Origin of the sequence: Nonomuraea sp. NPDC049419 (genome assembly GCF_040676995.1) — a bacterium.
Taxonomy (GTDB): domain Bacteria; phylum Actinomycetota; class Actinomycetes; order Streptosporangiales; family Streptosporangiaceae; genus Nonomuraea; species Nonomuraea salmonea.
The window spans coordinates 707,327-734,077 of record NZ_JBFAQB010000002.1; the positions used below are offsets into that span (position 1 = coordinate 707,327).

Below are 26,751 nucleotides of genomic sequence, written 5' to 3' on the forward strand. Positions count from 1 at the left end.
CCTTACCGGGGACTGTTCGAAAGGCCCGGAGCGGTGGCGTTCGTCCTGGCCGGGCTCATCGGCCGGATGCCGATGTCGATGCTCGGCATCGGCGTGATCCTGCTGATCTCCACGCTCACCGAGTCGTACGCCACGGCCGGCGCGGTCGCCGCGACCACCAACCTCGCCTTCGCCGTGGCCGCTCCCCTGTCCGGGCGGCTGGTGGACCGGTTCGGCCAGAGCCGGGTGATCCCGCCGTTCGCGGTGGTGAACGCGCTCGCCCTGGCCGCGCTCATGGTCTTCGCCGGCGCCGGACTGCCCGACTGGACGCTCTACGCCTCCGGCCTGATCGTCGGGGCCACGTCGCTGTCGCTCGGCTCGATGGTGCGGGCCCGCTGGTCGGTCATCCACGGCGGTTCTGGGCGGCTGCACACCGCGTTCGCGTTCGAGTCGGTGATCGACGAGGTGGTCTTCGTCACCGGGCCTGCGCTGGTCACGGTGCTCGCGACCGCCGTGAACCCCTACGCGGGGCTCATCGTGGCGCTGGTCTGCATGCTGGGCGGCTCATTGGCGCTGGCCGGGCAGCGGAGCACCGAGCCGCCCGTGCAGGAGATCAGGTCGTCGTCGGGGTCGCCGATCCTCATCCCCGGCGTGGCCGTGCTGGCCGGCGTCGCCCTCGCGATGGGCGCGATCTTCGGCTCGGTGGACCTGATCACGGTGGCCTTCGCGGAGGAGCACGGCGTGAAGGGCGCCGCGGGGTTCCTGCTGGCGGCGTTCGCGGGCGGCTCGATGGTGTCGGGCCTGTGGTTCGGCTCGCGGCACTGGCGGATCTCGCTGCGGGCCAGGTTCGTACGGGCGCTCGCGCTGTTCGTGGTGGGCCTGGTGCCGATCATCTTCATCGACCACGCCTGGCTCATGGCCGCCGCGCTGTTCCTCGCCGGCTTCGCCATCTCCCCCACGCTCATCACCAGCTTCTCGCTCACCGAGCGGCTGGTGCCGCCGTCGCTGCTCACCGAGGGGATGGCGTGGATCTCGACGGCCATCGGGTTCGGCGTGGCGGCGGGCGCGTGGGCGGGCGGGCGGCTCACCGAGTCGTACGGCGCCTCCGCCGCGTACGGCTTCTCCGTGGTCGCGGCCGTCGTGGCGGTGATCGTCGGCGTCGGAGGTTCGGGTTTGCTGAGACTTCCCGAGGCTGCTTCACCCTCCGAGAGTTGATCCGCTACGGTCGGGAGATCCCTCGCAACACCCAACACACTGGAAGCACTAGTCATGTCCCGACACATCAGTTCACTTCTAGCAATCGCGGCTGTTTGCGTGACCCTTGCCCCGGCGGCGGCCATCGCCGAGGCGACCCCCGCTCCCGCCCAGGGCGCCAAGTCCGCGGCCGCCGGGAAGAAGGCGGCTCCCGTCGACTGCTCCCAGGTGAAGTGCCTGGCGCTGACGTTCGACGACGGACCGGGCAAGTACGCGGGCACGCTGCTCGACACGCTCAAGAAGTACGACGCCAAGGCGACGTTCTTCCTTGAGGGCCAGTACGTCAAGAGCCGCCCCCAGTTCGTCAAGCGCATGGTCGCCGAGGGCCACGAGCTCGGCAACCACAGCTACAGTCACCCCGACTTCACCAAGAGCGACGCGGCGACGATCCGTAACGAGATCAAGAAGACGCAGGACGCGGTGAAGAAGGCCGCGGGCGTCGAGCCGAAGCTGCTGCGCCCGCCGTACGGGCTGGCCGACATCCAGGTCTCCGACGTCGCCATCGAGTTCGGCATGCCGATGATCCTGTGGACCGCGGGCTCCGCCGACTGGAGCTCCAAGAACGTCAAGGCCATCCAGAAGCAGACGCTGGCCGTGGCCAAGCCGAACGGCATCATCCTCATGCACGACTGGGTGAAGCAGACCGTGGACGGCATGCCGGCGCTGATCAAGACCCTGAAGAACAAGGGCTACCACCTGGTCACGGTCTCCGACGTGATCAAGGACCAGAAACTGGAGCCCGGCGACATCTTCCCCGTTCCCGAAGGCTGGGAGAGATGAGTATCGTTCGCGTTTAACCGGACGACTTTCGCTGGAGGGTGCTCGTGGCCTTCGTCAACTGGGCGCGCAATCAGACGGGCACCCCAGCCGAGATCCGCGTACCGGCCTGCGCCGGCGACGTCGTACGCGCCCTGCGCGACGCCGCCGGCTCCGGCCGCCGCGTACGCATGGTGGGGACGGGCCACTCCTTCACCGGAGTGGCCCTCACCGACGGCATCATGCTCAGGCCGGACGCGCTCACCGGCATCGTCTCCCTGGCCGACGACCGGGTGACCGTCCAGGCCGGCACCCCCTTACGCGTGCTGAACGAGCTGCTCGCCGAACGCGGCCTGGCCCTGGCCAACATGGGCGACATCACCGAGCAGACCGTCGCGGGCGCCGTACAGACCGGGACCCACGGCACGGGACGCGACAGCGGCGGGCTCGCCGACCAGATCGCCGAGCTGGAGATGGTGCTCGCCGACGGCACCCTGACCACGGCCTCCCCCGGCGACGACCTCTTCGACGCCGCCCGCGTGGGCCTCGGCGCGCTCGGCGTCCTGACCACCGTCACCTTCCGCGTCGAACCCGCCTTCCTGCTGCACAACCGGCGGCGCAAACTCGCGCTCAGCGAGATGCTCGGCGCGCTCGACGAGCTGACCTCCGCCAACGAGCACCTCGACTTCTTCTGGCTGCCGCACACCGACGCCTGCCTGGTCAAGACCAACAACCGCAGCCCAGGGCCGCCCCGGCCGCCCTCACCCGCGCGGCGCTGGCTGGAGACCGTCTTCCTGGAGAACACCGTCTTCGGCGCCGCCTGCGCGATCGGCGCCCGGCTGCCCGCGCTCATCCCGCACATCAACGCCGTCAGCGCCTCCGCGCTCGGGGAGTCGTCGTCGGTGGACCTGTCGTACAAGCAGTTCACGGCGCGGCGCGACGTGCGCTTCCTGGAGATGGAGTACGCCGTCCCGCGCGAGCGGCTGGCCCAGGCGCTGCGCGAGGTGCGCGACCTGATCGACCGGATGGACTGGAAGATCACCTTCCCCGTGGAAGTGCGGGTGACGCCGCCCAGCGACGCGTGGCTGTCCACCGCGTACGGGCGCGCCACGGCCTACGTCGCCTGCCACGTCTACCGGCCGACGCCGAACCCGGCGTACTTCGCGGGCGTCGAGGAGATCATGACCCGCCTCGGCGGGCGGCCGCACTGGGGCAAACTGCACACGCGGGACGCCGCCTACCTGGCCAAGGCGTACCCGCGGTTCGCCGACTTCGTCGCGCTGCGCGACCGCCTGGATCCCGGCCGGCTGTTCGCCAACGCCTACCTGGACACCGTCCTGGGCTGACCCGCCTCAACCGAGCGGCCACCGTGCCGGCCCGTGGAGTCCTGCTCCAGCGTCGCGTCCGAGGGCACGACCGGATCCTGGGCTCCTCCGTCCGGCGCTCGCCCCATCCCCCGGATCAGTGCTTCCTCACACCATGCGTTCGGTAAAGAGCTTTCTCGTGAATAGACGTGAGTGCGTGTCCCGGTGTTCGTGCGACCTGCGTGACAGGCACCCTTGTAACTCGTGCCCCGACGACTCGGCCTGCCCTCCGTGTACCTCGCCGCGGCTGTGGCAACGGCTGCCACGACCGCCGTCCCCTTGGCCATGACGCCCGCCTCCGGCCTCGCCCTGCGCGACACGCCGCAGGAGCCCGCCCGCCCCTACGTCGTCACGGCCCGCGACCGCGCGGCCGCGCGCGACCTCGTCGGGGAGGTGCGCTGGCGGGTACGCCGCTACTACACCTCGGCGCTGCCCGGCCTCGCGACCTTCCTCACGCCCGTCGAGCTGGCCGAACTGCGCGCCGACCCGCGCGTCCAGACGATCGAGCCCGACCGCGAGATCCACGCCATGACCACCCGCGAACCCACCCGCCGCGCCCCGGCCGGCGCCAGGGGCGACGGCACCACCGTGTACGTCGTGGACAGCGGGGTCAAGGTCCGCCGCGACCGGTTCGACGACCGGGCCTGGCGGGCCTTCGACGCCACCGGCGGCACCGGGCGCGACTGCCGCGGTCACGGCACCCGCGTCGCGTCCCGCGCCCACCGCGCCGCGCCCGAGGCGGGCATCGCGTCCGTACGCGTCCTCGGGTGCGCCGGCACGGGGACGCTGTCGGACGTCCTGGCAGGGCTCGACTGGATACACCGGCACGCCCGGGGCCCCTCCGTGACCGCGCTGGCCATCGACGGCGCCGACTCCCCCGCCCTGGCCAGGGCCGCCGGGTCGCTGTCGCGCTCGGGCATGTTCGTCGTGGGGGCCGCCGACGGGGGCGCCTGCCACGTCACCGCCGAGGGGCTCGCCTTCTCCGCCCGCGCGCCGTATCTGGCCGGACTCGCGGCCCGCCACCTGGCACTTCACCCCAATTCAGGACCGGCCGCCCTGGCCGACCGGCTCGGCTGCTCGACGGCGCGGGGCGCGATTCGCCAGAACCCGTCGCGGCCACATAACCTCCTCATGCGCGATGGCGGGCTCTAGAGGCATGGACTCCAATGTGACCGGCGTCACATCGCCCATGGGCCATCCCAGGAAGGCGATGTTCGGACATGCCGGGTACGGTGCTGGCAGGCAACCGGCACACGCGAGAGACTCAAGGGTCCGGGGGAAGAATGGCGACGCTGACGAAGGGACTCGCATGCAGGAGCTCCGACTCGTCGCGGTGAGTGAGGACGGCACCTACCTCGTGCTGGCTACTGCCGGGCGAGGGACGCGCTTCACGCTTCCCGTGGACGACCGGCTCCGTGCTGCCGTCCGCGGCAACTTCTCCCGTCTCGGCCAGTACGAGATCGAAGTGGAGAGTCCGTTGCGCCCCAAGGAGATCCAGGCCCGCATCCGCGCCGGAGAGACGGCGGAGGAGATAGCCGCGACCGCCGGGATCCCGGTCGAGCGTGTCCGCTGGTTCGAGGGGCCGGTGCTCCAAGAGCGGGAATACGTCGCCCAGCAGGCGCAGCGCGTCGCCGTACGCATGCCGGGAGAGTCAGCGCCAGGGCCCACGCTCGGCGACCTCGTGGCCGAGCGCCTCACCAGGCGCGGCGTGCCCACCGACGAGATCGACTGGGACAGCGCCAAGCGCGACGACGGCCTCTGGCGCGTCAAGCTCGGCTACGTCTGGAACGGTCACACCCGCCACGCCGAGTGGCTCTTCGACCCGCGCAAGCGCCACGTCACCCCGCACGACGACGAGGCGCTCCGCCTGTCCGCCGCCGACTTCGACCCCGAGCCGCCGGTGGTCGAGGACACCACGGTGACGCCGTTCGCGCCGCGCGTGGCCAAGCTCCAGCCGGTGCCGCCGCTCCCCTCCGAGACGCTGCCGTTCCCGTCCGTGGTGCGCCGCGAGCCGGAGGAGCCGGCCGTGGGCTACGAGCCGGCCGGCCGCAGCGGCGACGGCCCGTACCCGTCGTCGCGCGGCACCCGCGACTCCTCCCACGACGACGACTTCTTCGACCCGCCCGCGCCGGCCGAACCGCCCGCGGCCTCTGACACGTCCACCCGCGACGAACGCCGCCCCGCCGACCCGACCCGCCGCGGCGGGTCTTCGCCATGGCTGCCCGACTTCAGCTCCGGCCGCGACCCCGAGTCCGCGATCTACGCCCCGGCCGACCGCACCCCGGTCACCTCCGAGCCCCTTCGCCCGGCTGACCGTACCCCGGTCACCTCCGAGCCCATTCGCCCGGCCAGCCACACCTCGGGCGCCTCCGAGCACGTTCGCCCGGCCGACCACGCACCTCTCACCGAGCCCACCGGTCCGGCCGACCGTGACTCCGCCGCACCCCAGAGCCGGCCCGCTGACACGCCACAGAGCGCCTCCGCCGCCACCGCGTCTCCCGAGCAGGCCACCCAGCCCCGGCCCCAGGCCCCTGCGCCCGCTGCCGAGCACACCACACAGCAGCGGCCCATCACCACGCAGCCGGCCGCCGACGCGACGACCACCGTCCAGCAGACAGCACCCGCCGCGTCCCCGGCCACCGCCGCCGAAGCGATCACGCCCGTTCAGGAGGTGGCGGCACCCTCACCCGAGGCCACCGCCCCCGCATCCGAGCAGCCCCAGGCCACCACGGACGCCGCTGCCACGGCGACCGAGCCGACCAAGCCCGAGCCCGTCCCCGCGACCACCGAGCCGACCACCGCCGCTGCGCCCGCGGCCAGCACCACCGCTGCGCCTCAACCCAACGCTGCCGCTGAGCCGCAGGCCCAGGCCGCCGCCGACGCTGTCGCACCCGCCGCTGCGGCCACCTTGGCGTCGCCCGGAAGCGCGACCTCCGAGGCGAGCGAGCCCAAGACCGAGGCCGTCTCGCCAGCAGCCGAGCCCAAGACTCCGGAGGTCTCCGCGACCGCCGAGGCGTCGGCGCCCACCGAGGCCGCCCGCGAGGCCACACCGGCGCAGGCGGCAGAGACGGCGCCGACCGTGCCCGCTGCGGAGCCCCAGGCCGAGACGCCCGAGGCCCAGGCCGCGCCCGCCGACGCTCCGGTAACCCAGCCCGTGCCCGCCGACGCTCCAGCAACCCCGGCCGTGGCCGCCGACGCTCCGGTGGCCCAGGCCGTGCCCACCGGTGCCCCGGCAACTCAGGCCGCACCCACCGATGCACCGAAGGCCCCGGCCGCGGCCGGGAATGCCCCGGCGGCCCAAGGCGAGGCTGCCGACGTCTCCGCTGCCGGCACCGAGGCCGCTGCGGCACAAGGCGATGCCGCTTCGAAGGCCGAGTCCGTCATCTCTGAGGCGGAGAAGGCCGTCACCGTAGACACACCCGCCGAGGTTTCCTCGCCTGAGCCCGCCGCCGCTTCCGTACAGGAGCCGACGGCTCAGCCCACCACCGGCCAGGCGCCGACGCCCGCCGCCGAGCAGGCGCCGACCGCCCAGCCGACGCGGCCCGAGCCCACCGACGCCCGGCCCGCGAACACGGGCGAGGCGCCAGGCACCGTCGAGGCGACCGCCGTGAGCCGGCCCGCGCCCGCGAGCCAGGCGGGGTCCACGAGCCAGGTCACCGGCGCCGAGCAGACCTCCAGCGCGGACGAGCCTGCCACGCCCGAGAAGGCGGCCACGCCCGAACCGTCCGAGACGGCGACCGCTCCCGAGCCGGAGAAGACTCAGGAACCGGAGAAGGCGCAGGAGCCGGCGGCCGCAGCCGAGCAGCAGGACGCCGATCGGGGGAAGAAGCCCGCGGAGCCCGTCCAGGAGCCGAAGCCGCGTCCGGCGCCCAAGCCGAAGCCCGCCCCTCCTGCGGTCCCGGCCGCACGGGCGGGCAAGGACGACGGCAAGGAGGAGCCCGCCGTCCCGGTGCCCGCGCCGAAGCCCGCTCCGGGCCGACGCAAGGGTTCGAGGGGCCGCCGCGCGTCCGTTCCGACGTGGGACGAGATCATGTTCGGCGCCCGCCGCCAGGACTGACCGCTCCGCACCAGGCCAGGGAAAACCCCTCCACGGCCAACCCACCCGAACCCAGCACCACCCGCACAAGGCGCCACCCGGACAACGTCGGCGCCTGAGTCCTTCGGTGTTGGAGCCATCCGGCGTCCGAGCTCTCCGCTGTCCGGGCGCTCGCGCACCCGAGACCGTCGGCACCACAGCGCAGCGGCACGCGACCGCGATCGCGCGTGGACACGGCTGAAGCGGTCCGCTACTGCAAGCGAAGGCACCCGCACCATGCCCGGCACGCCTCAGGGCATCGCCGCCCATCCGCCTGCCGCCCGGACCATCGCGCGCGATGACCGCCGCGGCACGCCGGCCATCCCCGCTCGAACCTCCGCCCCCACCCATGTCGCCCCGGCGTGTCCGAACCCTGCGCATGCCGACCGCTCACGGCATCATCTCGATGTCAGGGGTGGGATCAGGAGCGGCGGAGGGGATCGCCTCCCGCCGTCCCGTCCCCGTCAGGGTTTCGTTTGAGGAAGGGGGCGAGCCATTCCGGGGTCACCTCGGTCGAGAGCTCGACGGCCTGGGCCATCGAGACGTCCATGGCCGAGTAGCCGCCCTTGCCCGCGCCCACGCCGGCGATCAGCGTGAGCACCCCGGCGCGCCGCTGGAACCAGGTCTGGCGGAGTCGCCAGCCCACCACGGCGCGGCGTTCGACCACGGCCTGGGCGCGCCGGAGCGACCCTGACCGTACGGAGAGCCGGTGGCCGTCGTAGCCGTGGCCGAGTGAGGCGTACCGGTCGAGGCCGAGCGGGACGCCTGCGGCGGCGAGCAGCAGGGTCAGGATGAGGAGCATCCACCAGATCATGGTCCCGAAGAGCCACACGCCGACCGCGCTCACCAGGGCCGCCGCCGCCCAAGGGGCGATCGCGCGGAACAGCCGCCGCTGCCGGGCCACGGGCGGGTGGGGACGCAGCTCGCCCCGGTAGGGGCCGATCGCGTCGCCGGTGACCTGGAAGGCGACGTTACGCGGTACGTCGGGCAGGAGCTGCCCCCGCGTCTCCGAGTCGCCGAGCCCCGTCACGATCGCCCAGGCGCGGACCACCCCGGCCCAGCGCTCGGCCAGGCCGTCCACGATCTCGTAGCCGCGTACGCGCTGGAACTCCAGCGACACGCTGCGCCGGTTGATCAGCCCGCGCTCGGCCACCAGGTAGCCGTCGCGGCGCTTGAGGCGGAAGTCCCAGTTGAAGACGGCGTACATGACCCCGCCCGCGAACGGCATCGCCAGCACGAGCAGCACCGCGACCACGAGCAACAGGTACGGGTGATCCCAGAGCCACTGCCCGGCGTTCCAGGCGGCGTCCCGGCCGAAGCCCAGCTCGTCGCCCCACTGGAACGCCAGCCCCACGGCACCGCCGGCGAAGGCGAAGGGGGTGAGGAGGTAGGCGCCGGACAAAGGCCCGTACAGCAGCCACTTCCTGGGCACGGCGAAGATCGTGCGTTCGGCGGGCTGGGCCGGCTCATGGGCCTGGGCTCCGGGGGTCGCCGGTGCGGACGTGCGGCGGAGGAGGACGGCTTTGAGGCGTTCGGCCTCGTCCAGGGTGACGCCGGCGAGCTTGGCCTCCTCCTCGTCGCCGCTCGCCCCCGTGTCGATCTTGAGCACGGCGAGGCCGAGCAGCCGGTGCATGGGCGGGGTGGAGACGTCGACGCCGCGGATGCGTTCCAGGGGGATGGTCCTGATCGAGCGGCTGATCAGCGACTGCTTGGTCTCCAGGCGGTCGCCGACGATCTCGTACGTGAACGTCGCCCAGCGGACCACCGCGTACACCACGGCGGCGACGACGCCCACCGCCGCGAAGCCGTACGACCTGGCCGAGAAGCCGCCCACGAAAAGCACGCCCACCAAGGGGAGGAGGAGGGAGGGCAGCATGCGTACGGGGTCGATCAGCAGCACCTTGGGGCTGAGCCGCTGCGGCGCCCGCCCCGGCTGGGGGTAGGGGTACGGCCCCCCGGGCCCTTCCCACGGCCCCCGCTCCCCACCCGCTCCAGGAGGCGGCACCGGCTGACCCGGCATCGGCTGACCCGGCATCGGCTGACCGCCGGGCGGAGGAGGCGCCCCCATCCCCGGAGGCGGCACGGGACCCGGACCCCGCGAGCCCCCGTCCGGGACCTCGCGGTCGTCGTCGGATGGCGGGTGGTCCGGGGTGCCGGGGTGGGGGCCGGTCATGTGGCGTCGTCCCGGAGTTGCTCGGCCCGGTGCGCGAGCTGCTCGGCCAGGCCCGCCGCCACATGGAAGTCGAGGCCCTTGATGGTGGAGGAGCCGGCGTGGGAGGCCGTACGGATCTCAAGGGTGGCCAGGCCGAGCATGCGCTCGAACCAGCCCTGCCCCTTGTCGACCGTCTGGATGCGGCTCACGGGCACGAACACCCACTCCCTGGTCAGGAACCCCGACCTGGCATAGACGACGTCGCCTGACAGCTCCCAGCGGTGCACGGCGTACCGTACGAACGGCTCGGCCACCAGGAACGGCAGCACCACGACGAGGACCGCCACGGGCAGCAGCCACGAGTCTTCAGCGAACCAATCGGGCACCCATGACCACCCGCTCCCGCCCACCCACGTGGACACCAGCAGCGCACCGCCCATGAAGAACACGAACGCGATCAACGATTCGAGAAGCCACAACCTGATCGCCTTGGGCGAGACGCGGTTCGCCGGATCGCGCAGCGGGCCTGTTGACGTCACAAGCCCAGCTTAGGGTGCGAACCGGGCAGGCGATCAGTTCACCTGCGGTACGAATCCACCGCCTCACCCGATATCCGGGCCTACCATCCCGTCTCGTTCATCCGGAGGATCGGGAAGGCCCCGGGGCGGGTGGTAAAGATCCCCGGTGTGGCACGGCGTGTCGGGCCGGAGGGCCGCCGGGGCGGTGCCATGCTCGGTGGCGGCCAACCGCAGGCTGTCGAGCTTGGCCACGTCGGCGGCGCCACGTTCGTGCCAGCCAGGCCCGGCAAGCGCGTGACCGCACCACTGCGCGATCGCCTCACGCAACGTGGCAGCCGCCGTCCGCGGAGACACCCCCACCGCAGGAAGCACAGCAGGACAGCACAGCGGGAAGCACAGCAGGAAGTCCTGAAGACGGAGCCCCGGTGATTGCGTACCGGAGCGGTTCCGCTACCCTGCTGTGCGAGCTGGCGCACCTGGTTTTTCTGCTGGACGCCCAGTCCGAAACCTATGTCCCTTTTCGGGCGGTTGGCGGGGGATCTCCTCATCGCCCCCATGCGGGATGAACTCCCAGGTAGCAAGGCTGTATCGGTCCGTGAGACAGAGCCCCGCGAGACCTCCTCATGCCCCGTTCATGTGGTCAACTTCACTACCCGGATGCCGTCATTCTGGCTGTTTTCGGATCCTTTACCGACCACGGACCATCGAGAAACGGTCTGCGCACCGCCGAGACCCGCGTAGCATCGTCCGGCATGGGGCTGTGTAACACGGCATCACGCGTGGGACGCGTCACCGCCACTGTGACGGCGGTGGGTGTCGCGTTCGCCTTGTCAGGTTGCGGCAGTCTCGGTTTCATCGGCAGATCACAGGCGAAGGACATCGCGGAGATCAACGTCACGAGTCCTGAGCTGCGCGAGGGCAAACCGCTGCCGCGCGAATACTCCTGTCACGGCGACCAGGGCAGCCCGCCACTGCGCTGGTCGAGCCAGCCGCTGTCCGAGGCGAAGTCGATCGCGATCGTGGCCGACAGCCACACCGGGTCCGATTCGGCCGTCCACTGGGTGATCTACAACATCCCGGCGACCACGACCGAGCTCGGCCCCAACGCCGCCGCCGACCCGCCTGAGGGCTCCGGCCAGGCGACGGTGACCAGTGGGCGGGCCGGCTACGAGCCGCCCTGTGAGGAGAAGGCAAGCTATCGGTTCACCGTCTACACGCTGGACGACAAGGTCGAGAGCGCCGAAGGCTCGGAGCTCCCGCAGATCTTGAAGCAGATCGCGAACCAGACCATCGCCCGGGGGCGGCTCACGGCGGTGAACATCGAGTGAACACCCGAACACGGCATGTGGTGCCGGTGTACCAATTCTTCACGTAGGGTGTGACAACTCTCATAGTGGTCCGACACAATCAGATCCAATCGTTAGGCACTGGTGATCAAAGGGGGCAGATCGCGTCGATGGCCGCGCGATCTCATCGGTGCCAGAGGGAGGCCATGGCTTTGAGGGTGGTGCAATGATCGCGGTCGTAGTGAGCTTGGTCGCTGTCGTGCTCCTCGTGCTCGTCGTCGTGGCACTGGGCATGCGTTCGATGAACCGCAGGGAGAGCTCGCTTCCTCCGGAACGGCTGAAGGAGATGGCCGAGAAAGAGGAGCAGACCCAGACTCGTTCGACGGACGAGTTCGCGAAGCATGAGCCACGGATGGCCAACTTCAGCCCCGATTTCAGCCCCATAGACGAGCCGAAACCCAAGCCCGTCCGCACCGGTCAGCGTGGCCGTCGTGGCGTCGACGAGTGGGGCAACCCCACCAACGACGACGATGACGAGGAGTTTTGGGCCAGCATCCGCAGTGACGCGGAGGAGGGCGGGTTCGGTGCGGGTGGCACCGTCGCCGCCAGGAAGGCCGCCTCCCGTCCCGTCGAGCGCCCGTCCGAGCGCGAGCGTCCCGCCGAGCGCGAGCAGCAGCGTCCCGCCGCCCAAGCCGACCGGCCCACTGATCGGCCCACAGATCGGCCCGCAGCGCGGCCCGGCGGACGTTCCTCCGGACGTCCCGCCGAGCGGTCCGGTGAGCGCCCCGCCAAGCGGCGTCCCGCCAAGCCGCAGCCCGCCGCCTCCGTCGACCCCAACGCGGCCACCGTGCAGGCCCCTCTCCCTCAGCGCCAGCCCGCCGCCGCCAACCTCGCCGATCTCGTGGAGCCGCAGAAGCGGGCCAAGCCCTCGCAGTCCGAGCTGGCCGACCAGCGCACGGTGACCTTCGCGGCGCCGACCGCCGACGTGATGAGCATCCTCGCCCCCGGCGCCCAGCCGGTGCCGGCCCCCACGCCTCCCGAGCCCGCCACGAGGCCCGCCCCGAGGTCCACCACGAGGCCCGCCCCGGTGGCCTCCAGCGGCGTCTCCTCCAACTACCCCGCCACGGGCGGCGGCTACGGCGCGGGTTCGGCGAGCGGCTCCTATCCCGCCACCCCCGCGGCGACCGGCAGCGGCTCGTTCCCCGCGGTCAGCCCCACCTCCAGCGGCAGCTTCCCGGCCGCTCCCGCCGCGCCGATCCACGGCGCCCCGACGAGCGACCCGTTCCCCGCCTACGGCGGTGGCGCGTCCGACCCGCTCGACCCCTCCTACGGCAGCGCCGCGCGGCCCGGCACCACGTCAGGCTCGTGGCCCGCCGCCTCGCCCGACATCCTCGACGACCCGGCGCCGAGCGACACCCCCTACGGCGGAGCCAGCTCCTGGCCGGCGTTCGAGCAGCCCGCCGCGCGCTCGTCCTACCCCGCCTCCTACGAGGTGCGCTCCGGCTACGCCGTGGCCGACGACTCCGACCCGCTCACGAGCCCCTCCCCCGCCACCGGCACCCCGACCGTGCCGGGCCGGGCGGTCTCCAACTACGACGTGCTCTCGGCTCCCACGCCGCCTCCGGCGCAGCCGGCGTCCCCGTTCGCGGTGGGCGCGTACGAAACGGGTGACATCACCACCAGCCCGGCGGCGTCCTGGCCGGAGCCTCCGGCGCCTGAGGGCGGCTGGCCCGCGTACGGCGGCGGCAAGGAGGAGGGCGGCCGCGGCAGCCACCGCAGGGCGGCCCCCGAGCAGGACCTTCCGCACGACTATTACAGATGATCTTTCGTACCCATTAATCCGTAAAACCAGCGTGACGCCCCCCTAAAGCGGGGGAGACGGAGCAATAGGGTTTGCTCCATGTTCCGCGACACGCAGAGTAGCTGGCTGAGCACCCTCCGATATGACGTGCCGGCCTCGCTCGTGGTTTTCCTCGTCGCGGTGCCCCTCTCCCTGGGCATCGCGATGGCTTCGGGAGCGCCTCTCGTCGCCGGGCTGATCGCCGCCGTGGTCGGCGGCGTCGTGGCGGGCGCACTGGGCGGCTCGGCGGTGCAGGTGAGCGGCCCCGCCGCGGGCCTGTCGCTGGTGGTCGTGGACCTCGTGCACACCTACGGCTGGCGGGCCACCTGCATGATCACCCTGCTGGCGGGGGCCGTGCAGCTCGTGCTCGGAGTGTTCAAGGCGGCCAGGGCCGCGCTGATGGTCTCACCGGCCGTCATCCACGGCATGCTGGCCGCCGTCGGCGTGATCATCGCGCTCGCCCAGCTGCACATCGTGCTCGGCGGCAGCTCCCAGCGCTCGGCGGTGGCCAACCTGGTGGAGCTGCCCGGCCAGATCGCGAACCTGCACGGGCACAAGGTCGCCGTCGGCGTGCTGACAATCCTGGTGCTGGCCCTGTGGACACGGCTGCCCAAGCCGGTCAAGGTGGTGCCGGCGCCGCTGGCGGCGCTGTTCGCGGCGGCGGTCACGGCGTGGGCGTTCGGCTGGGACGTGACGCGGGTGGACCTGTCCGACAGCGTGACGGAGTGGGCCTTCCCCGTGCTGCCGCAGGGCGACTGGCACCTGGTGGTGGCCGCGGTGCTGCTGGTGGCGCTGCTCGCGGGCTGCGAGTCGCTGCTGTGCTGCGTGGCCGTGGACGGCCTGCACACCGGCCGCAGAGCCGACCTCGACCAGGAGCTGACCGGGCAGGGCGTGGCCAACATGGTCACCGGCGCGCTCGGCGGGCTGCCGGTCGCCGGGGTGATCGTGCGCAGCAGCGCGAACGTGCAGGCGGGCGCGCGTACCCGGTGGTCGACGATCCTGCACGGGGTGTGGGTGCTGGTGTTCGCGTTCGGGTTCGGCTGGACGATCACGCTGATCCCGCTGGAGGCGCTGGCGGCGCTGCTGGTCTTCATCGGCGTGCAGATGGTGAACCTGGGCCACGTCAAGAAGGTGCACGGGCACGGCGAGGTGCCGGTGTACGTCGTGACGATGGTCGCGGTCATCCTGCTCGGGCTGGCCGAGGGCGTGCTGGCCGGGCTGGCGCTGGCCGCGCTGCTGGCGCTGCGCCGCCTCACCATGGTGACCGTGCTCAAGCGGGAGGACCGCGAGGGCCGGCTGCGGGTGACGATCTCGGGGTCGCTGACGTTCCTCGGCGTGCCGCGGCTGACCCACGAGCTGCGGGCCGTGCCCACCGGCGCCCACGTGGACCTCGACCTGAACATCGACTTCATGGACAACGCGGCCTTCGAGGCCCTGCACTCCTGGCGGCTCGACCACGAGCGCACGGGCGGCACGGTGGACATCGACGAGCTGCACGACGAGTGGTACACGCTGGCCGCGAGCGGGGGACGTACGCTGCCGAAGAAGTCGCCGCTGAAGGCGCCCGACCGGTCGTGGCTGCCGTGGGCGCACCGGCGCCGCGCCCCCGCCGAGCCGCGTGACAGCGTGGGGGCCGAGTGCCAGCTCACGGCGGGCGCGCGCGAATACCACCGCCGTACGGCACCGCTCGTCCGCCCGATCTTCACCGAGCTGGCCCGCAAGCAGCAGCCGTCGCACCTGTTCATCACCTGCGCCGACTCCAGGATCGTGCCCAGCCTGATCACCGCGAGCGGGCCCGGCGACCTGTTCACCGTGCGCAACATCGGCAACCTCGTCCCCCGCAGGGGCGCCGAGCCGCACGACGACTCGGTGGTGGCCGCCATCGAGTACGCCACGCAGGTGCTGAACGTCCGGACCATCACGGTGTGCGGGCATTCGGGGTGCGGGGCCATGGCGGGGGTGCTGAGCGGCGGCGTGCAGGCGGGCAGCCTGCCGGGGCTGCGCCGGTGGCTGCGGCACGGGCACCACAGCCTGGCCACGTTCATCGAGCTGGAGGGCGACCGGCTGCACAGCGGGGCGCTCGACGTGCTGTGCCGGGTGAACGTGCAGCAGCAGCTGGAGAACCTGCGGACGTACCGGAAGGTGGACGAGCAGGTCAGGGCGGGCAAGCTGGAGCTGGTCGGGCTGTACTTCGACATCGGCTCGGCCCGCGTGCACATGGTGCCGCCGCTGCGGCCCGCCACCCCGTACGTCGGCATGCCCGCCCGCCGGGTGATGACCGCCGATCGGCGCGTTCTAGGTAATCCTCCGCAGACCGGGCGCGGCGCGCGCGGTTAGGGTCGCGGTGCCAGCGAGGTTCGGCCGTCTGCCCACGGCATTCCTCGTGACGCCGGTCCTGGCTCCCAGGGGCCGGAGGGGCGGAGGTGCCCGTTCGCCACGCCCTGTCGCGGTTCGTCGCGGCGGGATGCCGACGGTGGCGCGATGTCCGGGACGATCACCTCCGCCCCTCGTCGCTCCCGGCGGGGCATGCTGGAGGGATGACCGCGTTCCAGCATCCCCGTTTCGCGCAGGCGTACGTACGGGCGTCCGAGCTCGCCGACCGGCGCGGCGCGTACGCGCACCGCCGCCGCCTGCTGGCGGGCCTGCACGGCCGGGTGATCGAGATCGGCGCCGGCAACGGCCGCAACTTCCCCCACTACCCGCCGTCCGTCACGGAGGTGCTGGCGGTGGAGCCGGACGACACGCTGCGCGCCCACGCGGTCGCGCAGGCCAGGTCGGCGCCGGTGCCCGTGTCGGTGGTGCCAGGTCACGCCGACGCGCTTCCGGCCGGCGACGGCACGATGGACGCGGCGGTCGTGTCGCTGGTGTTGTGCTCGGTGCCCGAGCAGAGCCGGGCACTGGCGGAGATCGCGCGCGTGCTCGCCCCCGGCGGGCGGCTGCACTTCTACGAGCACGTACGCTCCCCGCGCCGCGCCACCGGTCTGCTGCAGGACCTGCTCACCCCGGCCTGGCGCCGGGCGGCGGGCGGCTGCCACCCGAACAGGGACACGGTGGCGGAGATCGTACGGGCGGGCTTCGAGGTGACGGAGATCGACCGCTTCCCCTTCGCCCCGCAGCCTCCGATCCCGCCCCTGACCCATGTCCTCGGCACCGCCGTCTTCAAGGGCTGATCAGCGCAGGTTGCCGAAGAACCGCCGCATGTCGTCCACGAGGAGGTCGGTCGCGTCCTGGGTGGCGAAGTGGCTGCCCCGGTCGTAGACGTTCCAGGAGACGATGTTCTTGTGGTCGCGCTGGGCGAACGTCCTGATCGACTGGTAGTCCCAGGCGAAGTTGGCCAGGCCGAGCGGCACGGTCGTCGGCTCCGGCACGGTGGCGCCCCGGCCGTTGGTCTTCTGGGTGGCGGGGGCGGTCGCCGCGTCCTCGTAGTAGAGCCGGGCGGCGGAGGCGGCGGTGTTGGTCAGCCAGTAGATCATCACGTTGGTGAGCACGACGTCGGGGTCGAGCGGGCCGAGGAGCTGGGCGTGCCAGCCCAGCAGGCCGGCGGGCGAGTCGGCCAGGGCGTGCGCGAGGGTCTGCGGCTCGGTGGACTGCAGCTTGTCGTAGGCGCCCCTGTTCTCGGTGAACCACTTGGCGAAGTCGAGCTTGCCGCGCTCGTCCTCGGTGAGCTGCTCCAGCTCGGCCGGGTCGCCGGAGGGGAAGGAGAAGACCTGCGTGACGTGCACGCCGACGACGTGCTCCGGGTCGGTGCGGCCCACCTCGGGCGAGATGAGCGAGCCCACGTCATTGCCGGCCGCGCCGTAGCGGTCGTACCCCAGCCTGCGCATCAGCTCGGCCCAGGCGCGGGCCACCCGATAGCGGTCCCAGCCGCGCTCCTTGGTCGGACCTGAGAGGCCGAAGCCCGGCAGCGACGGGATGACCAGGTGGAACGCGTCCTCCGGGTCGCCCCCGTGGGCCCGGGGGTCGGTGAGCGGGCCGATCACCTCCAGCCATTCGGCCACCGTGGCCGGCCAGCCGTGGGTCAGGATCAGCGGGGTAGCGTCCGGCTCCGGCGAGCGCACGTGCAGGAAGTGGACGGTCTGGCCGTCGATCTCGGTGGTGAACTGCGGGTACGCGTTCAGCCTCGCCTCCCATGCACGCCAGTCGTAGCCCGTGCGCCAGCGCTCGACCAGCTGCTTGACGTACCCGACCGGGACGCCGTACTCCCAGCCGGGCGGCACCGGGCCGACGGGAGCCGAGTCGTCCGGAGGCAGCTCCTCGGCCCAGCGGGTCCGTGCCAGCCGCTGCTGGAGGTCGTCGAGGTCGTCCTGGGGGACGTCGATCCGGAACGGGACGATGTCGTTGCTCATGGGACCAAGCTAGACACCGAATAGGCACAGTCCGTTCCTAATGGAGAGGCAGACCGCGGAACGTGCTGGAAACCTCGGCGCGGCTGCTGCGCCTGCTCTCCCTCCTGCAGACCTCCCGTGACTGGACCGGCGCAGAGCCGGCCGAACGGCTGCCGGTCAGCCCGCGCCGTGCCCAGGGACGAGCCCGGCCCCCCGGGTGGACGTCGGCACCTTGACCGTCCTGGCCGCCGCCTGCCGTCATCACGAGCGGCTGCGGTTCGGCTACCGGAGCCGCGACGGGCCGGCCTCCCAGCGGGAGGTGGAGCCGTACCGGCTGGTCACGTACTCTGCCGGGAAGCGCTCATCTCCATCATCACTGTCACGCGGACACCCTCCGAGCGGGCACTGAAGGTGCTCAACAAAGCCATCGCCGAGGAGCCGACCTCCGGCGAATGTGCCCGCGATGCGCCCCCGGGGGCCTCGACGCTGTTGGCCGAGCCTTTCGCCCCAGATCAGGCGAAGAATTAGGGGACGAGTCGGCCTGTAGGCCGGGTTCTGTTCTGAGCGGTGCGCTGACCTTGGGTTGCTTCGTGATCTCGGCTCTGAGCTGCGGAAGTACGTTTCAGTAGTTGCCAGTAGCTTCCGGTGTCTCTTGGGCTGTGGCGGAACAGAGACGGAACAAGATCTTCTTGCTGAAGCGAGCTGAGTAGAGTTGTGGTCGGCACTCTCATCAAGCCCTGTGGCCAGTCGCTTGTATGAGTAGCAATTCGATCACTGGAGCTGGCGTTTTCGCTGCTCAGGTCTACATTGGACGTTCGCTCACGCGCATGGTCATGCTGTGATGTGCGTCCCTGATGTCACTTACTTCGTCACCCAGTTGTCGTGCGTTCTTCATCGGTACCTGTTCGCTTGCGGGATCATGCAAGATGAAAGCATGACAGACTTCTGGGCGGGTGTGCTTGCAGGAACCTTGGGTGCGCTCATAGGCGGTTTCTTCACGGCTTGGGGTGCACGACTTCAAGTTCGCGGGATGCTCGATGCCGTGCGACTAGAGATTGAAGCAATGACTAGAGAAGAGCACAGAGCTCGACAAATAGCGTCACAACATGCTGCGCTTGTTGAAATGTTTCGAACAGTCGGAAAATGCATGCATCTCTTAGAGGAAGAAGCAGAAAGCCATAGGCCACATAATGCCGATATAGGCTGCGACGGCCTACCTTCACCCGAGTTACACGAGACACGCACAGAGTTTGAATCTGCCTACTGGGCACTGATCCATGAAATCGAAAAGGATGGCCACAATAAGATAGACGCTTCACCTATGGATAAGCTTATGTTTTTCTTACATGACGCCTGCTCCAGAGACACGAAAGCAATCTCGAAATATGTTCCAAATTTTGCCAAAAAAGACCCTGTGAAGTCCTGTAATTACTACTTAGCAGTTAATCTAACAGGGACAATTTTAGCTTTCGATGCTCTCGAGTATTTGCGCGCTATTCGAAGGACGTTAGACACGTAACGAGCCCGAGCGCCTCACGGTCTCTAACCGCCCATCCCGTCTGCCGTCGACCCACCGCGGAGCGGCAGCGGGCCGGCGACGGAGGTGCAAGCCCGGCTTGACGTGTCCCTGCGCCTGGGCGCCTTCCACAGTTACGGGACTTCCAACGGTCACGGCCGGGCTTGCGGCGGAGGAGGCGGTCTGCTGGGCTTGCCTGGGTCGATGGCAGGCGGGATGGGCTTCTCACACCAGCCACCCCACCGCCTGCAAGGGCGTGGACGCCATCCCGGAGCCGGAGCGCCCCCGCCGGAGGCACGTAGTAAGGCCAGCCTTGTGACTGGCTCCGCGTGCGCCGACTAGCTCGGCCCCGTGAGCAGAACCGTGCGCCCCCAAAGCGGCCCTGTCCTCGTCCGCGCCAGCCGACCGGCGTTCTGCGGGTCGGGCATGGAGCCCATGTGGAGTGCCCGGCCCGCGTCGCGTCGGCGGCGCGTGCGGCCCGGTCAGGGCCGCTTTAAGTTTGTAGAGAAAGTTCTCACAGGGCTTAAGAGTGTTAGGCCGACTTCGGAGTGTCTGCACTTACCTCAGGTGAGATCGTAATCAGCGGACAACTCTCGCTCGCGGCCGAGAAAGTCTTCCGCATACTCAGTTAGATCGCCGTTTTGGTCCCAGTACCGGTTGACCATGGTCAAAGCCAGGTGGCCTTCTTCGACTTCTAGAAGCGGCGCTATGTCATGCGGAACGGGACGAATAGCGATGGTGTCTCGACGCCTAGAGGCTCGACGGCCAGTACGGTCTTCTATGAGACCGAAGGTCATTTTGGGCAATGGCTCAACCGTGAGAAGTTCTGGGGCTGGACCAGCAAGTTCGCGCGGCAGCCATGAAGTAGAGACGGTTACGACTCCTAGGTCATCGAGGTAGCGACGCTGTCGTTGAATGACTTCATCACCAGGATCGATGTCTAGAGCGTCAGCGACCCTTCGAGGCGCTTCCGTAAGCCCAGCGGTTAGGATCTCGACACGTTCGTTTGGCCGGAAACCGCTTCCTGTTGCGCGGAGAAGTTGCAGACGATCTGGGCCAGTGGTTTGGGCAGGAGGAGGGATACGAGCGATCGTTCCGATGCCAGGAATTGATTCGGCGTACCCTTCGGCTCGCAACACTGCCGCAACTCGGGTGGCTGTCGCCGTTGAGACGCCTTCGGCGCGCATGATCTCCCGTACAGACGGGATGGGTTCACCTGGCTGGATGTGGCCTTGCTCGATTTGAGTTCTGATCTTGGCAGCGATGCGGCGGTATGGTGCCAGGCCCTTGAGGTCCTCGGCCACTATGGAGCTCCCATTCTGAAGTGCTCTAGAGCAGCTCTTGACGGAGTTGCTGCTCTAGAACATTATAGAGCTGGTTGAGCTGGCCGCATAGGTCAGCAGACACAGTGTGGCCCCGGTGGGCTGGCACCCACCGAGGCCGGACGCATCATCCACCTCGCGAAAGGACTTCGGTGATGCATGTTCAGAGTACGGCACCGTCACAGGCAGCGCCCAGCACGGAAGCTGGACGTTCGGTGCCGCTAGGGATCGTGGACGTCTGGACCGGACGTCGCGCTTCGGCCCTGCGCATTGCCCTGCGGATGACCCGTGAGGGCTTCGCTCGTCATCTCGGCTTCGCGCCGACCAACACCCCGTCAACCTGCAACGCGGTCGCACTCAAGGAAACGCGACTCGCCAAGGGCTGGTCGCAGACCCAGCTCCTCAAGCAGCTACGTGCCGCCGCAGCGCGGCTGGGCAAGAGCAACGATCTGCCCTACCGAGATGAGTCCTTGCACGTCTACATCTCCTGCTTTGAAAACGGCCGTCGTGCCATCCCGTACCGGATGCGACCCATCTACCTGGAAGCATTCGGGGCTTCCGACCTCAACCTTGGTTTCGTCCAGATCACCGAAGCTGTCGTAGCTTCTTGGGAGGACGACCCGGACCAGATCCCACACCCCGATTTGCAGCGCGTTCTGGACTCTGCGCTCATCACTGCACCAGAAGTCGTCCAAGTACGCTTCGCTCTCCTGCTGGTTCAATCACCGGCAACTCTCGCCGAACCTGACTCGGCACACACAATCCCGTCCAGGAATTTGCACCTGGTGACTAGCCAGTGATACCTGGATACGTCCGCCCGGCGGCCCCGCACGTCAGCTCCGACCACCAGTCATTACAGCTGCACAGAACCGGGGTCGCCCGGCCCAGCTTTCCTATGGCGGCCGACACGTTCCAGACCGTCCTGGACCGTGTCGTACGTCCCGGCTACTCGGCTTGGCTCGGTCACGTCGAATCAGCCGCCGCCTGTACTCAACCCGTCCGACTGCACGGCAACCTCGCGACCATCGACACCCGCACCGGCGAAGTCCTCACCGTCCGGCACACCTCCGCCCTGCCCGACGGCGTCATCTACAAAGCCTGCGGCAACCGCCGCCACACCGTCTGCCCCTCCTGCGCCACCACCTACCAGCACGACGCCTACCACCTCGTACGCGCCGGACTCGTCGGCGGCAAAACCGTCCCCGACACCGTCCGCACCCACCCAGCCGTCTTCGCCACCCTCACCGCCCCCTCCTTCGGCCCCGTCCACACCCGCAACGTCCCCCACTGCGCCTGCCGCGACAAAACCCGCTGCACCTGCCGCCCCACCCCCTGCCACGCCCGCCGCGACGCACCCACCTGCCCCCACGGCCGCACCCTGGCCTGCTGGCAACGCCACTCCCCCGGCGACGAACAGCTCGGCCGGCCTCTGTGTCCCGACTGCTACGACTACGCCCACCACGTCGTGTGGAACCACTACGCCGGGGAACTCTGGCGCCGCACCAAACAACACGCCGAACGTCACCTCAATCAGCTCGCTCGCCAACGCGGACTACCCAAGGTCCGGCTCTCCCACGGCAAAGCCGCCGAATACCAGGCACGCGGAGCCGTCCACTTCCACATCCTGCTCCGCCTCGACGGCCACGACCCCGACCTCTCCGACGCCATCCTCCCTCCCCCGGACGGCATCACCGTCGAGGACATCACCGCCGCCATCACCCTGGCTGCCACCACCATCACGCACACCACCCCGTTCCACCCGGTACGTCCTGAGGGCTGGCACATCGCCTGGGGCAGCCAGCACGAGATCCGGCCCATCACCCTGTCAGCCTCCGGCGACGCCCTCGACGACCAAGCCGTCGCCGCCTACCTCGCCAAGTACTCCACCAAAGGCACCGAAGCCACCGGCCACACCTCCCGCCGACTCACCCCCGACACCATCGGCCTGTACGCCAACCCGCACGGCACCCACCCCGAACGCCTCATCGCCGCCGCCTGGAACCTCGGCCACACCCCACAATGGAGGGGACTGCGCAGGTGGGCCCACATGCTCGGCTTCGGCGGACACTTCCTCACCAAAGCCCGCCACTACTCGATCACCTTCGGCTCCATCCGCGAACAACGAGCCGCTTACAGACGCGCACATGCCCTCAACAGAGGCCACCCAGGGCTAGAGGGACACCCGGAAACAGCGCCATTTCAGCGTCAAGCCGTCCTTGACAGCAAAACCGAGGAAACGACCCTGGTCATCGGGTTCCTCACCTACGCAGGCACCGGCTGGCACACCACCGGTGACCAACTCCTCGCCAACACGGCAGCGGCCCAAGCCCGCGAACGCACCCGAGCAGGACGCGAAGAACTCGCCCACCAACAGGCATGCAGTTCGTCCACACCGCTCGCCGCCTGACCAACCCTCAGACCGCGAACGGAGCACCACCACCATGAGTTCTGCTATTCAGCGAACCTGGAGCACGGAAGACGTCTCGGCCTTTCTCGGCGTGCCAGTTGCCACCTTGTACCAGTGGCGGCATCGAGGAATCGGCCCAAAGGCCGCCCGCGTCGGGCGTCACCTCCGCTATCTACCGGAAGACGTTCTCGACTGGTTTCGCCAGCAACGAGATGCGGCCTGATGGCTCGCGTCCGTGATCTCTGGTTCGTTACGGGGCCAGATGGTCAAAAACAGCGACAGAAGACTAAGCGGCATCCCGACAACGGCGGCAGCAAAGAAGCCAAGCGCTGGCTTGCTGTCTGGATCGGGCTAGATGGTAAGGAGGAGACGAAAGCCTTCGCGACCAAAGCCCAGGCGCAGAGTCATGGGACGGCCAAAGAGGCGGACCGGCTTCGTGGCGTCTACGTCGACGAACGCAGGGGCAGACTTTTGTTTCGTGAGTATGCCCTGGAAAAATGGCTGCCATCACAGGTGCATCTGCGGACTAACAGTCTCGATACCTATACCGTTCATCTGAATGCGCACCTGATTCCGGCTTTAGGCGAAAGGCGGATCGGTAGCCTAACCAGGGCAGACATGAAGGCCGTTATTGCACGGCTGAACAAGACCTTGGCCCCAACGACGGTGCACACCGTGTTCGCGGTCTTGCGTCTCGTCCTGCAAGCTGCTGTCGATGACGGGGACATTCCTAGCAACCCATGCTCACGCGTCCCCCTACCGCGCATCACGGCGCGTGTGGTCGAACCCCTGTCGGTAGAGGCCGTCTTGGCTCTCGCCAACGCCATGACCCCTCGTTACCAACTGGCCGTTTGGCTCGGCTTTGGGCTTGGCCTTCGGTTGGGCGAGGCTCTCGGGCTGACAGCTTCCAAGGTTCAGGCTGAAGCCAAGCGCGTTTTCGTTCATCGTCAAGCGCAGAACGGCGAACTGGTCGAACTCAAGACCAGGGCGTCCCGTCGCACGCTGCCTGTCGATGACCTCGTACTCGATCAGATCCAGGAGCATCAGGCACGCTACTCACCTGGCCCCGAGGGCGTACTCATCACTAACAGGTGCCGTCGCGTCGCTCAGCGAAAATCGTTCAATGATTGCTGGCGTGAGGCTGTAGAAGAGGCTGGCCTTCCCAAAGGAACCCGGTTTCATGATCTGCGGCACTTCTACGCCTCCGGGTTGATCAAGGCGAACCTCAATCCGAAGGTGATCCAGACCCGGCTGGGGCATGCCACCATCGCCGAGACGATGGACACTTACGGCCATCTGTTCCCGGACCAAGACGATCTAGGGCGCGGAGCCATCGATGCGCTTCTTCTCCCGACTCTTCCGGAACAGAGACGGAACAAGGAGTCATGAACGCTGCTCCACCCCTGGTCACAGGGGTGGAGAGGGACGAGTCGGCCTGTAGGCCGGGTTCTGTCCTTCTTGCGAAGGGGCGACCATCCATCTAGGACCGCCGTTGCCGGCGGTCTCAAGCGGTCTACCCGCGCGACTCGGGCGGGCAGCCCTCGAGCGTCGCGCGCGGAACGCCCCGGAAGGCGTCCCTTCTTGACCTTGCTCCGGGTGGGGTTTACCTAGCCGCCCACGTCACCGTGGGCGCTGGTGGTCTCTTACACCACCCTTTCACCCTCACCTTCCGGCCGAGGCCGGGAGGCGGTCTGCTTTCTGTGGCACTTTCCCGCGGGTCACCCCGGGTCGGCGTTACCGACCACCCTGCCCTGTGGAGCCCGGACCTTCCTCGGCGGGCCCGGAGGCCCGACGCGGCCGCCCGGCCGACTCGTCTGGAGGAGGTTATCAAACCTCAGGTCATCCCCAAGTCATCGACAAGATCGGATCGGTGGAATGGGCCGGTCATCGCCTGAGGGGGACGATGGCGCCCCGGGGCCGTGCCGGTGCGTGCCAGTGCCGGCACGGCCTCGATCAGCGCAGGTGGGCGGTGTCGTTGAAGGTCTTCACCACGGCGGGGCCGTCGGCGTAGTACTCGATCAGCGACAGGCACGCCAGGTCGAGGTGCATGCGGTAGAGCGCCTGGAGGGGGGCCGTCAGGGCGTCCTGGAGGAGCAGCTTGATGGGGGTGACGTGGGAGACGGCCAGCACCGTGCGGCCCTCGTACCTTTCGGCCAGGTGCTCCCTGGCAGCCTGCACGCGGCGGGAGGCTTCGGCGAAGCTCTCGCCGCCCGGCGGGGCGACGGCCGGGTCGGAGAGCCACGCGGCGAGCTCGTCGGGCCAGCGGCGCTGCACCTCCGTGAACGTGTGGCCCTCCCACGCGCCGAAGTCGGCCTCTCTGAGGTCGTCGCAGACCTCCACGTCGAGGCCGGTCTGCTGGGCGACCGCGTCCGCGGTCTGGCGGGCGCGCGTCAGAGGCGAGGTGACGATGACGTCCAGCCGGTACGGCTCCCGCGCCAGCCGCGCGGCCGCCGCCGACGCCTGGGCCAGGCCGTTGGCCGTCAGCTCCGCGTCGCCGAGCCCCGAGAAACGGCGCTGGACGGACAGCTCGGTCTCGCCGTGGCGCAGGAGGAGGAGCGAGGTGGCGACGCGGGTGGGCGGGGCCCAGCCGGTGCCGGTGCGCTCCCCCGTGCGCTGGGCGGTCTGCTGGGCCGTGGCGACGGAGGCCGTCGGGGCGGACAGCTCGCCGGCGTCGAGGAGGTCGGTCTGCCGGGGTACGGACGGCGCCGCAGGACCGGTGGCGGCCGCGGCCCCTCTGACGCGGCCCTCCGGCGGAGCCGACGCGGCGGTTTCCTTGGACGAGCCGCCGGCGGTCCAGGTCAGGCCCTGGGCGGCGGCGTCCATGGCCTCGTTGGCCAGGCGGTCGGCGTGCTTGTTGCGTTCGCGGGGGATCCAGGTCCACTCCGTCACCCGCAGCCGCCTGACCAGCGAACCCGCCTCCGCCGCCAGCGGCCGTAGCCCCTCGTTCTTGATCTTCCAGCGGCCCGCCATCTGCTCGATGACGAGCTTGGAGTCCATGCGTACGGCCACCTGGGCGCCCTCGCCGGCCACGTCGAGCGTGGCGCGCAGGCCGGCGATCAGGCCCCGGTATTCGGCGACGTTGTTGGTCGTGACGCCGATCGCCTCTGCCGCCTCCGCCAGCACCTGGCCGTCGGAGGCGTCTTTGACGACCGCGCCGTAGCCGGCCGGGCCCGGGTTGCCGCGCGAGCCGCCGTCGGCCTCGATGACGTAGGTGGTCACAGGCCCGACTCTGGGGTGCGGACGAGGATGCGGCGGCACTCCTCGCACCGGACGACCTCGTCGTGGGGGGCGGCCTTGATGGCGTTCATCTCGGCGATGGACAGGGCCACCTTGCAGCCCTGGCACCGGCCGCCGTGCAGCATGGCGGCGCCGACGCCGTACTGCTCCTTGAGCTTTTCGTAGAGCTTGAGCAGGTCGGCGGGGATGTCGCCGGCGACTCCCCCGCGGCGGCCCTGGACGTCGGCCGCCTCCTTCTCGATCTCGGCGAGCGCGGCGTCGCGGCGGTCCTCGGCGGCGGAGAGCGCGGCGCGCACCTCGTCGCGCTGGGTGATCAGGTCGGTCACCTTGGTGTCGGCGGCCTCGCGGCGTTCCATGATCTCCAGCACGACCTCCTCGAGGTCGCCCTGCCGCTTGTGCAGTGAGGCGATCTCGGACTGCAGGCTCGCGAGGTCGCGCGGCGAGGTGACGGCTCCGGAGTCGAGACGCTTCTGGTCGCGGTCGGCGCGGGTGCGTACGGCGTCGACGTCGTTCTCGGCCTTGGTCTGCTCGCGCGCCAGGTCGCCCGCCTCGGTCTCGGCCTCGATGACCTGGGTGACGAGCTTGGCGTAGAGCTTGGAGCGCTCGTCGATCTCGGCCAGCTCGGGCAGGGTGCGGCGGCGGTGGGCCAGCCGATCAAGCACGGAGTCGAGCTCAGCCAGGTCGAGCAGTCGCTTCTGTGCCTCAGGGGCTGCTTTCATG

Annotated in this window: 20 protein-coding genes, 1 other RNA gene and 1 pseudogene; 15 read left to right on the plus strand and 7 right to left on the minus strand. The window is 69.8% G+C overall.

Annotated features, from left to right (window positions below):
• Positions 1-33: 33 nt before the first annotated feature.
• The 5 genes from AB0K12_RS08550 (at position 34) to sepH (ending at position 7,410) form a co-directional block, all read left to right on the plus strand.
• The gene (locus tag AB0K12_RS08550) at positions 34-1,194 is read left to right on the plus strand and encodes an MFS transporter (protein ID WP_364556920.1); all 1,161 of its coding nucleotides are present in this window, start codon (positions 34-36) and stop codon (positions 1,192-1,194) included.
• Between the two features lie 99 nt (positions 1,195-1,293).
• The gene (locus AB0K12_RS08555; protein WP_364556923.1) at positions 1,294-2,013 is read left to right on the plus strand and encodes a polysaccharide deacetylase family protein; all 720 of its coding nucleotides are present in this window, start codon (positions 1,294-1,296) and stop codon (positions 2,011-2,013) included.
• Between the two features lie 44 nt (positions 2,014-2,057).
• Positions 2,058-3,335 carry a D-arabinono-1,4-lactone oxidase gene (locus tag AB0K12_RS08560; RefSeq protein ID WP_364556926.1) on the plus strand — a complete coding sequence of 426 codons (1,278 nt, stop codon included), beginning with the start codon at positions 2,058-2,060 and terminating at the stop codon, positions 3,333-3,335.
• Positions 3,336-3,557: 222 nt separating this feature from the next.
• The gene (locus AB0K12_RS08565; protein ID WP_364556929.1) at positions 3,558-4,505 is read left to right on the plus strand and encodes a protease inhibitor I9 family protein; all 948 of its coding nucleotides are present in this window, start codon (positions 3,558-3,560) and stop codon (positions 4,503-4,505) included.
• A 157-nt stretch (positions 4,506-4,662) separates the two neighbouring features.
• Entirely contained in the window at positions 4,663-7,410 is a 2,748-nt protein-coding gene (sepH, locus tag AB0K12_RS08570) for a septation protein SepH (RefSeq protein ID WP_364556931.1), read from the plus strand.
• 439 nt (positions 7,411-7,849) lie between these two features.
• On the opposite strand, the gene AB0K12_RS08575 is transcribed toward sepH, so the two are convergent.
• Positions 7,850-9,448 (minus strand): PH domain-containing protein, encoded by a 1,599-nt coding sequence (locus AB0K12_RS08575; RefSeq protein WP_364556935.1) that lies wholly within the window; start codon positions 9,446-9,448, stop codon positions 7,850-7,852.
• A 149-nt stretch (positions 9,449-9,597) separates the two neighbouring features.
• Complete coding sequence (locus AB0K12_RS08580) at positions 9,598-10,119, minus strand: PH domain-containing protein (protein ID WP_364556938.1); 522 nt, start codon at positions 10,117-10,119, stop codon at positions 9,598-9,600.
• Positions 10,120-10,877: 758 nt separating this feature from the next.
• On the opposite strand from AB0K12_RS08580, the gene AB0K12_RS08585 reads away from it, so the two are divergent.
• The 4 genes from AB0K12_RS08585 (at position 10,878) to AB0K12_RS08600 (ending at position 16,394) form a co-directional block, all read left to right on the plus strand.
• On the plus strand, positions 10,878-11,426 hold the full coding sequence (locus tag AB0K12_RS08585) for a YbhB/YbcL family Raf kinase inhibitor-like protein (RefSeq protein WP_364556941.1): 549 nt from the start codon (positions 10,878-10,880) through the stop codon (positions 11,424-11,426).
• A gap of 184 nt (positions 11,427-11,610) precedes the next feature.
• Entirely contained in the window at positions 11,611-13,206 is a 1,596-nt protein-coding gene (locus AB0K12_RS08590; RefSeq protein ID WP_364556944.1) for a hypothetical protein, read from the plus strand.
• Between the two features lie 78 nt (positions 13,207-13,284).
• Positions 13,285-15,561: a SulP family inorganic anion transporter gene (locus AB0K12_RS08595; RefSeq protein ID WP_364556947.1), complete on the plus strand. Its 2,277-nt coding sequence runs from the start codon at positions 13,285-13,287 to the stop codon at positions 15,559-15,561.
• Positions 15,562-15,761: 200 nt separating this feature from the next.
• Complete coding sequence (locus AB0K12_RS08600; protein WP_364556949.1) at positions 15,762-16,394, plus strand: class I SAM-dependent methyltransferase; 633 nt, start codon at positions 15,762-15,764, stop codon at positions 16,392-16,394.
• Here AB0K12_RS08600 and AB0K12_RS08605 read toward each other — a convergent pair whose 3' ends face one another.
• Positions 16,395-17,570, minus strand: coding sequence for an epoxide hydrolase family protein (locus AB0K12_RS08605; RefSeq protein WP_364556952.1), 1,176 nt, complete (start codon positions 17,568-17,570; stop codon positions 16,395-16,397). It lies immediately after the preceding gene.
• A 62-nt stretch (positions 17,571-17,632) separates the two neighbouring features.
• Here AB0K12_RS08605 and AB0K12_RS08610 point away from each other — a divergent pair.
• Positions 17,633-17,895, plus strand: a pseudogene (locus tag AB0K12_RS08610) (WYL domain-containing protein); the annotation flags it as partial.
• 588 nt (positions 17,896-18,483) lie between these two features.
• Positions 18,484-19,068: a hypothetical protein gene (locus tag AB0K12_RS08615; RefSeq protein WP_364556955.1), complete on the plus strand. Its 585-nt coding sequence runs from the start codon at positions 18,484-18,486 to the stop codon at positions 19,066-19,068.
• Between the two features lie 560 nt (positions 19,069-19,628).
• On the opposite strand, the gene AB0K12_RS08620 is transcribed toward AB0K12_RS08615, so the two are convergent.
• Positions 19,629-20,369, minus strand: a complete 741-nt coding sequence (locus AB0K12_RS08620) for a GntR family transcriptional regulator (RefSeq protein ID WP_364556958.1) — start codon at positions 20,367-20,369, stop codon at positions 19,629-19,631.
• Positions 20,370-20,617: 248 nt separating this feature from the next.
• Between AB0K12_RS08620 and AB0K12_RS08625 the strand changes: the two genes are divergently transcribed.
• The 4 genes from AB0K12_RS08625 (at position 20,618) to AB0K12_RS08640 (ending at position 24,183) form a co-directional block, all read left to right on the plus strand.
• Positions 20,618-21,187, plus strand: a complete 570-nt coding sequence (locus AB0K12_RS08625; protein ID WP_364556961.1) for a helix-turn-helix transcriptional regulator — start codon at positions 20,618-20,620, stop codon at positions 21,185-21,187.
• Positions 21,188-21,282: 95 nt separating this feature from the next.
• Entirely contained in the window at positions 21,283-22,794 is a 1,512-nt protein-coding gene (locus AB0K12_RS08630; RefSeq protein WP_364556964.1) for a replication initiator, read from the plus strand.
• Positions 22,795-22,828: 34 nt separating this feature from the next.
• Complete coding sequence (locus tag AB0K12_RS08635; protein WP_364556967.1) at positions 22,829-23,017, plus strand: helix-turn-helix domain-containing protein; 189 nt, start codon at positions 22,829-22,831, stop codon at positions 23,015-23,017.
• The gene (locus AB0K12_RS08640; protein ID WP_364556970.1) at positions 23,017-24,183 is read left to right on the plus strand and encodes a site-specific integrase; all 1,167 of its coding nucleotides are present in this window, start codon (positions 23,017-23,019) and stop codon (positions 24,181-24,183) included. Before AB0K12_RS08635 ends, AB0K12_RS08640 begins: the two co-directional genes overlap by 1 nt.
• 33 nt (positions 24,184-24,216) lie before the next feature.
• Here AB0K12_RS08640 and rnpB read toward each other — a convergent pair.
• The 3 genes from rnpB to AB0K12_RS08655 form a co-directional block, all read right to left on the minus strand.
• Positions 24,217-24,607: RNase P RNA component class A (gene rnpB, locus AB0K12_RS08645), an RNA gene on the minus strand.
• Between the two features lie 140 nt (positions 24,608-24,747).
• Positions 24,748-26,013, minus strand: coding sequence for a bifunctional RNase H/acid phosphatase (locus AB0K12_RS08650; RefSeq protein WP_364556973.1), 1,266 nt, complete (start codon positions 26,011-26,013; stop codon positions 24,748-24,750).
• Complete coding sequence (locus AB0K12_RS08655) at positions 26,010-26,750, minus strand: C4-type zinc ribbon domain-containing protein (RefSeq protein ID WP_364556976.1); 741 nt, start codon at positions 26,748-26,750, stop codon at positions 26,010-26,012. The genes AB0K12_RS08650 and AB0K12_RS08655 overlap by 4 nt, the downstream gene beginning before the upstream one ends.
• Position 26,751 lies beyond the last annotated feature (1 nt).

What these genes read in the sequence shown, in the direction of transcription:
- sepH (WP_364556931.1), top strand. Translation starts at nt 4,663, where the DNA reads ATGCAGGAGCTCCGACTCGTCGCGGTGAGTGAGGACGGCACCTACCTC.
- AB0K12_RS08575 (WP_364556935.1), bottom strand. Translation starts at nt 9,448, where the DNA reads ATGCCGGGTCAGCCGGTGCCGCCTCCTGGAGCGGGTGGGGAGCGGGGG.
- AB0K12_RS08590 (WP_364556944.1), top strand. Translation starts at nt 11,611, where the DNA reads ATGATCGCGGTCGTAGTGAGCTTGGTCGCTGTCGTGCTCCTCGTGCTC.
- AB0K12_RS08595 (WP_364556947.1), top strand. Translation starts at nt 13,285, where the DNA reads ATGTTCCGCGACACGCAGAGTAGCTGGCTGAGCACCCTCCGATATGAC.
- AB0K12_RS08600 (WP_364556949.1), top strand. Translation starts at nt 15,762, where the DNA reads ATGACCGCGTTCCAGCATCCCCGTTTCGCGCAGGCGTACGTACGGGCG.
- AB0K12_RS08605 (WP_364556952.1), bottom strand. Translation starts at nt 17,570, where the DNA reads ATGAGCAACGACATCGTCCCGTTCCGGATCGACGTCCCCCAGGACGAC.
- AB0K12_RS08615 (WP_364556955.1), top strand. Translation starts at nt 18,484, where the DNA reads ATGACAGACTTCTGGGCGGGTGTGCTTGCAGGAACCTTGGGTGCGCTC.
- AB0K12_RS08630 (WP_364556964.1), top strand. Translation starts at nt 21,283, where the DNA reads ATGGCGGCCGACACGTTCCAGACCGTCCTGGACCGTGTCGTACGTCCC.
- AB0K12_RS08635 (WP_364556967.1), top strand. Translation starts at nt 22,829, where the DNA reads ATGAGTTCTGCTATTCAGCGAACCTGGAGCACGGAAGACGTCTCGGCC.
- AB0K12_RS08640 (WP_364556970.1), top strand. Translation starts at nt 23,017, where the DNA reads ATGGCTCGCGTCCGTGATCTCTGGTTCGTTACGGGGCCAGATGGTCAA.
- AB0K12_RS08655 (WP_364556976.1), bottom strand. Translation starts at nt 26,750, where the DNA reads ATGAAAGCAGCCCCTGAGGCACAGAAGCGACTGCTCGACCTGGCTGAG.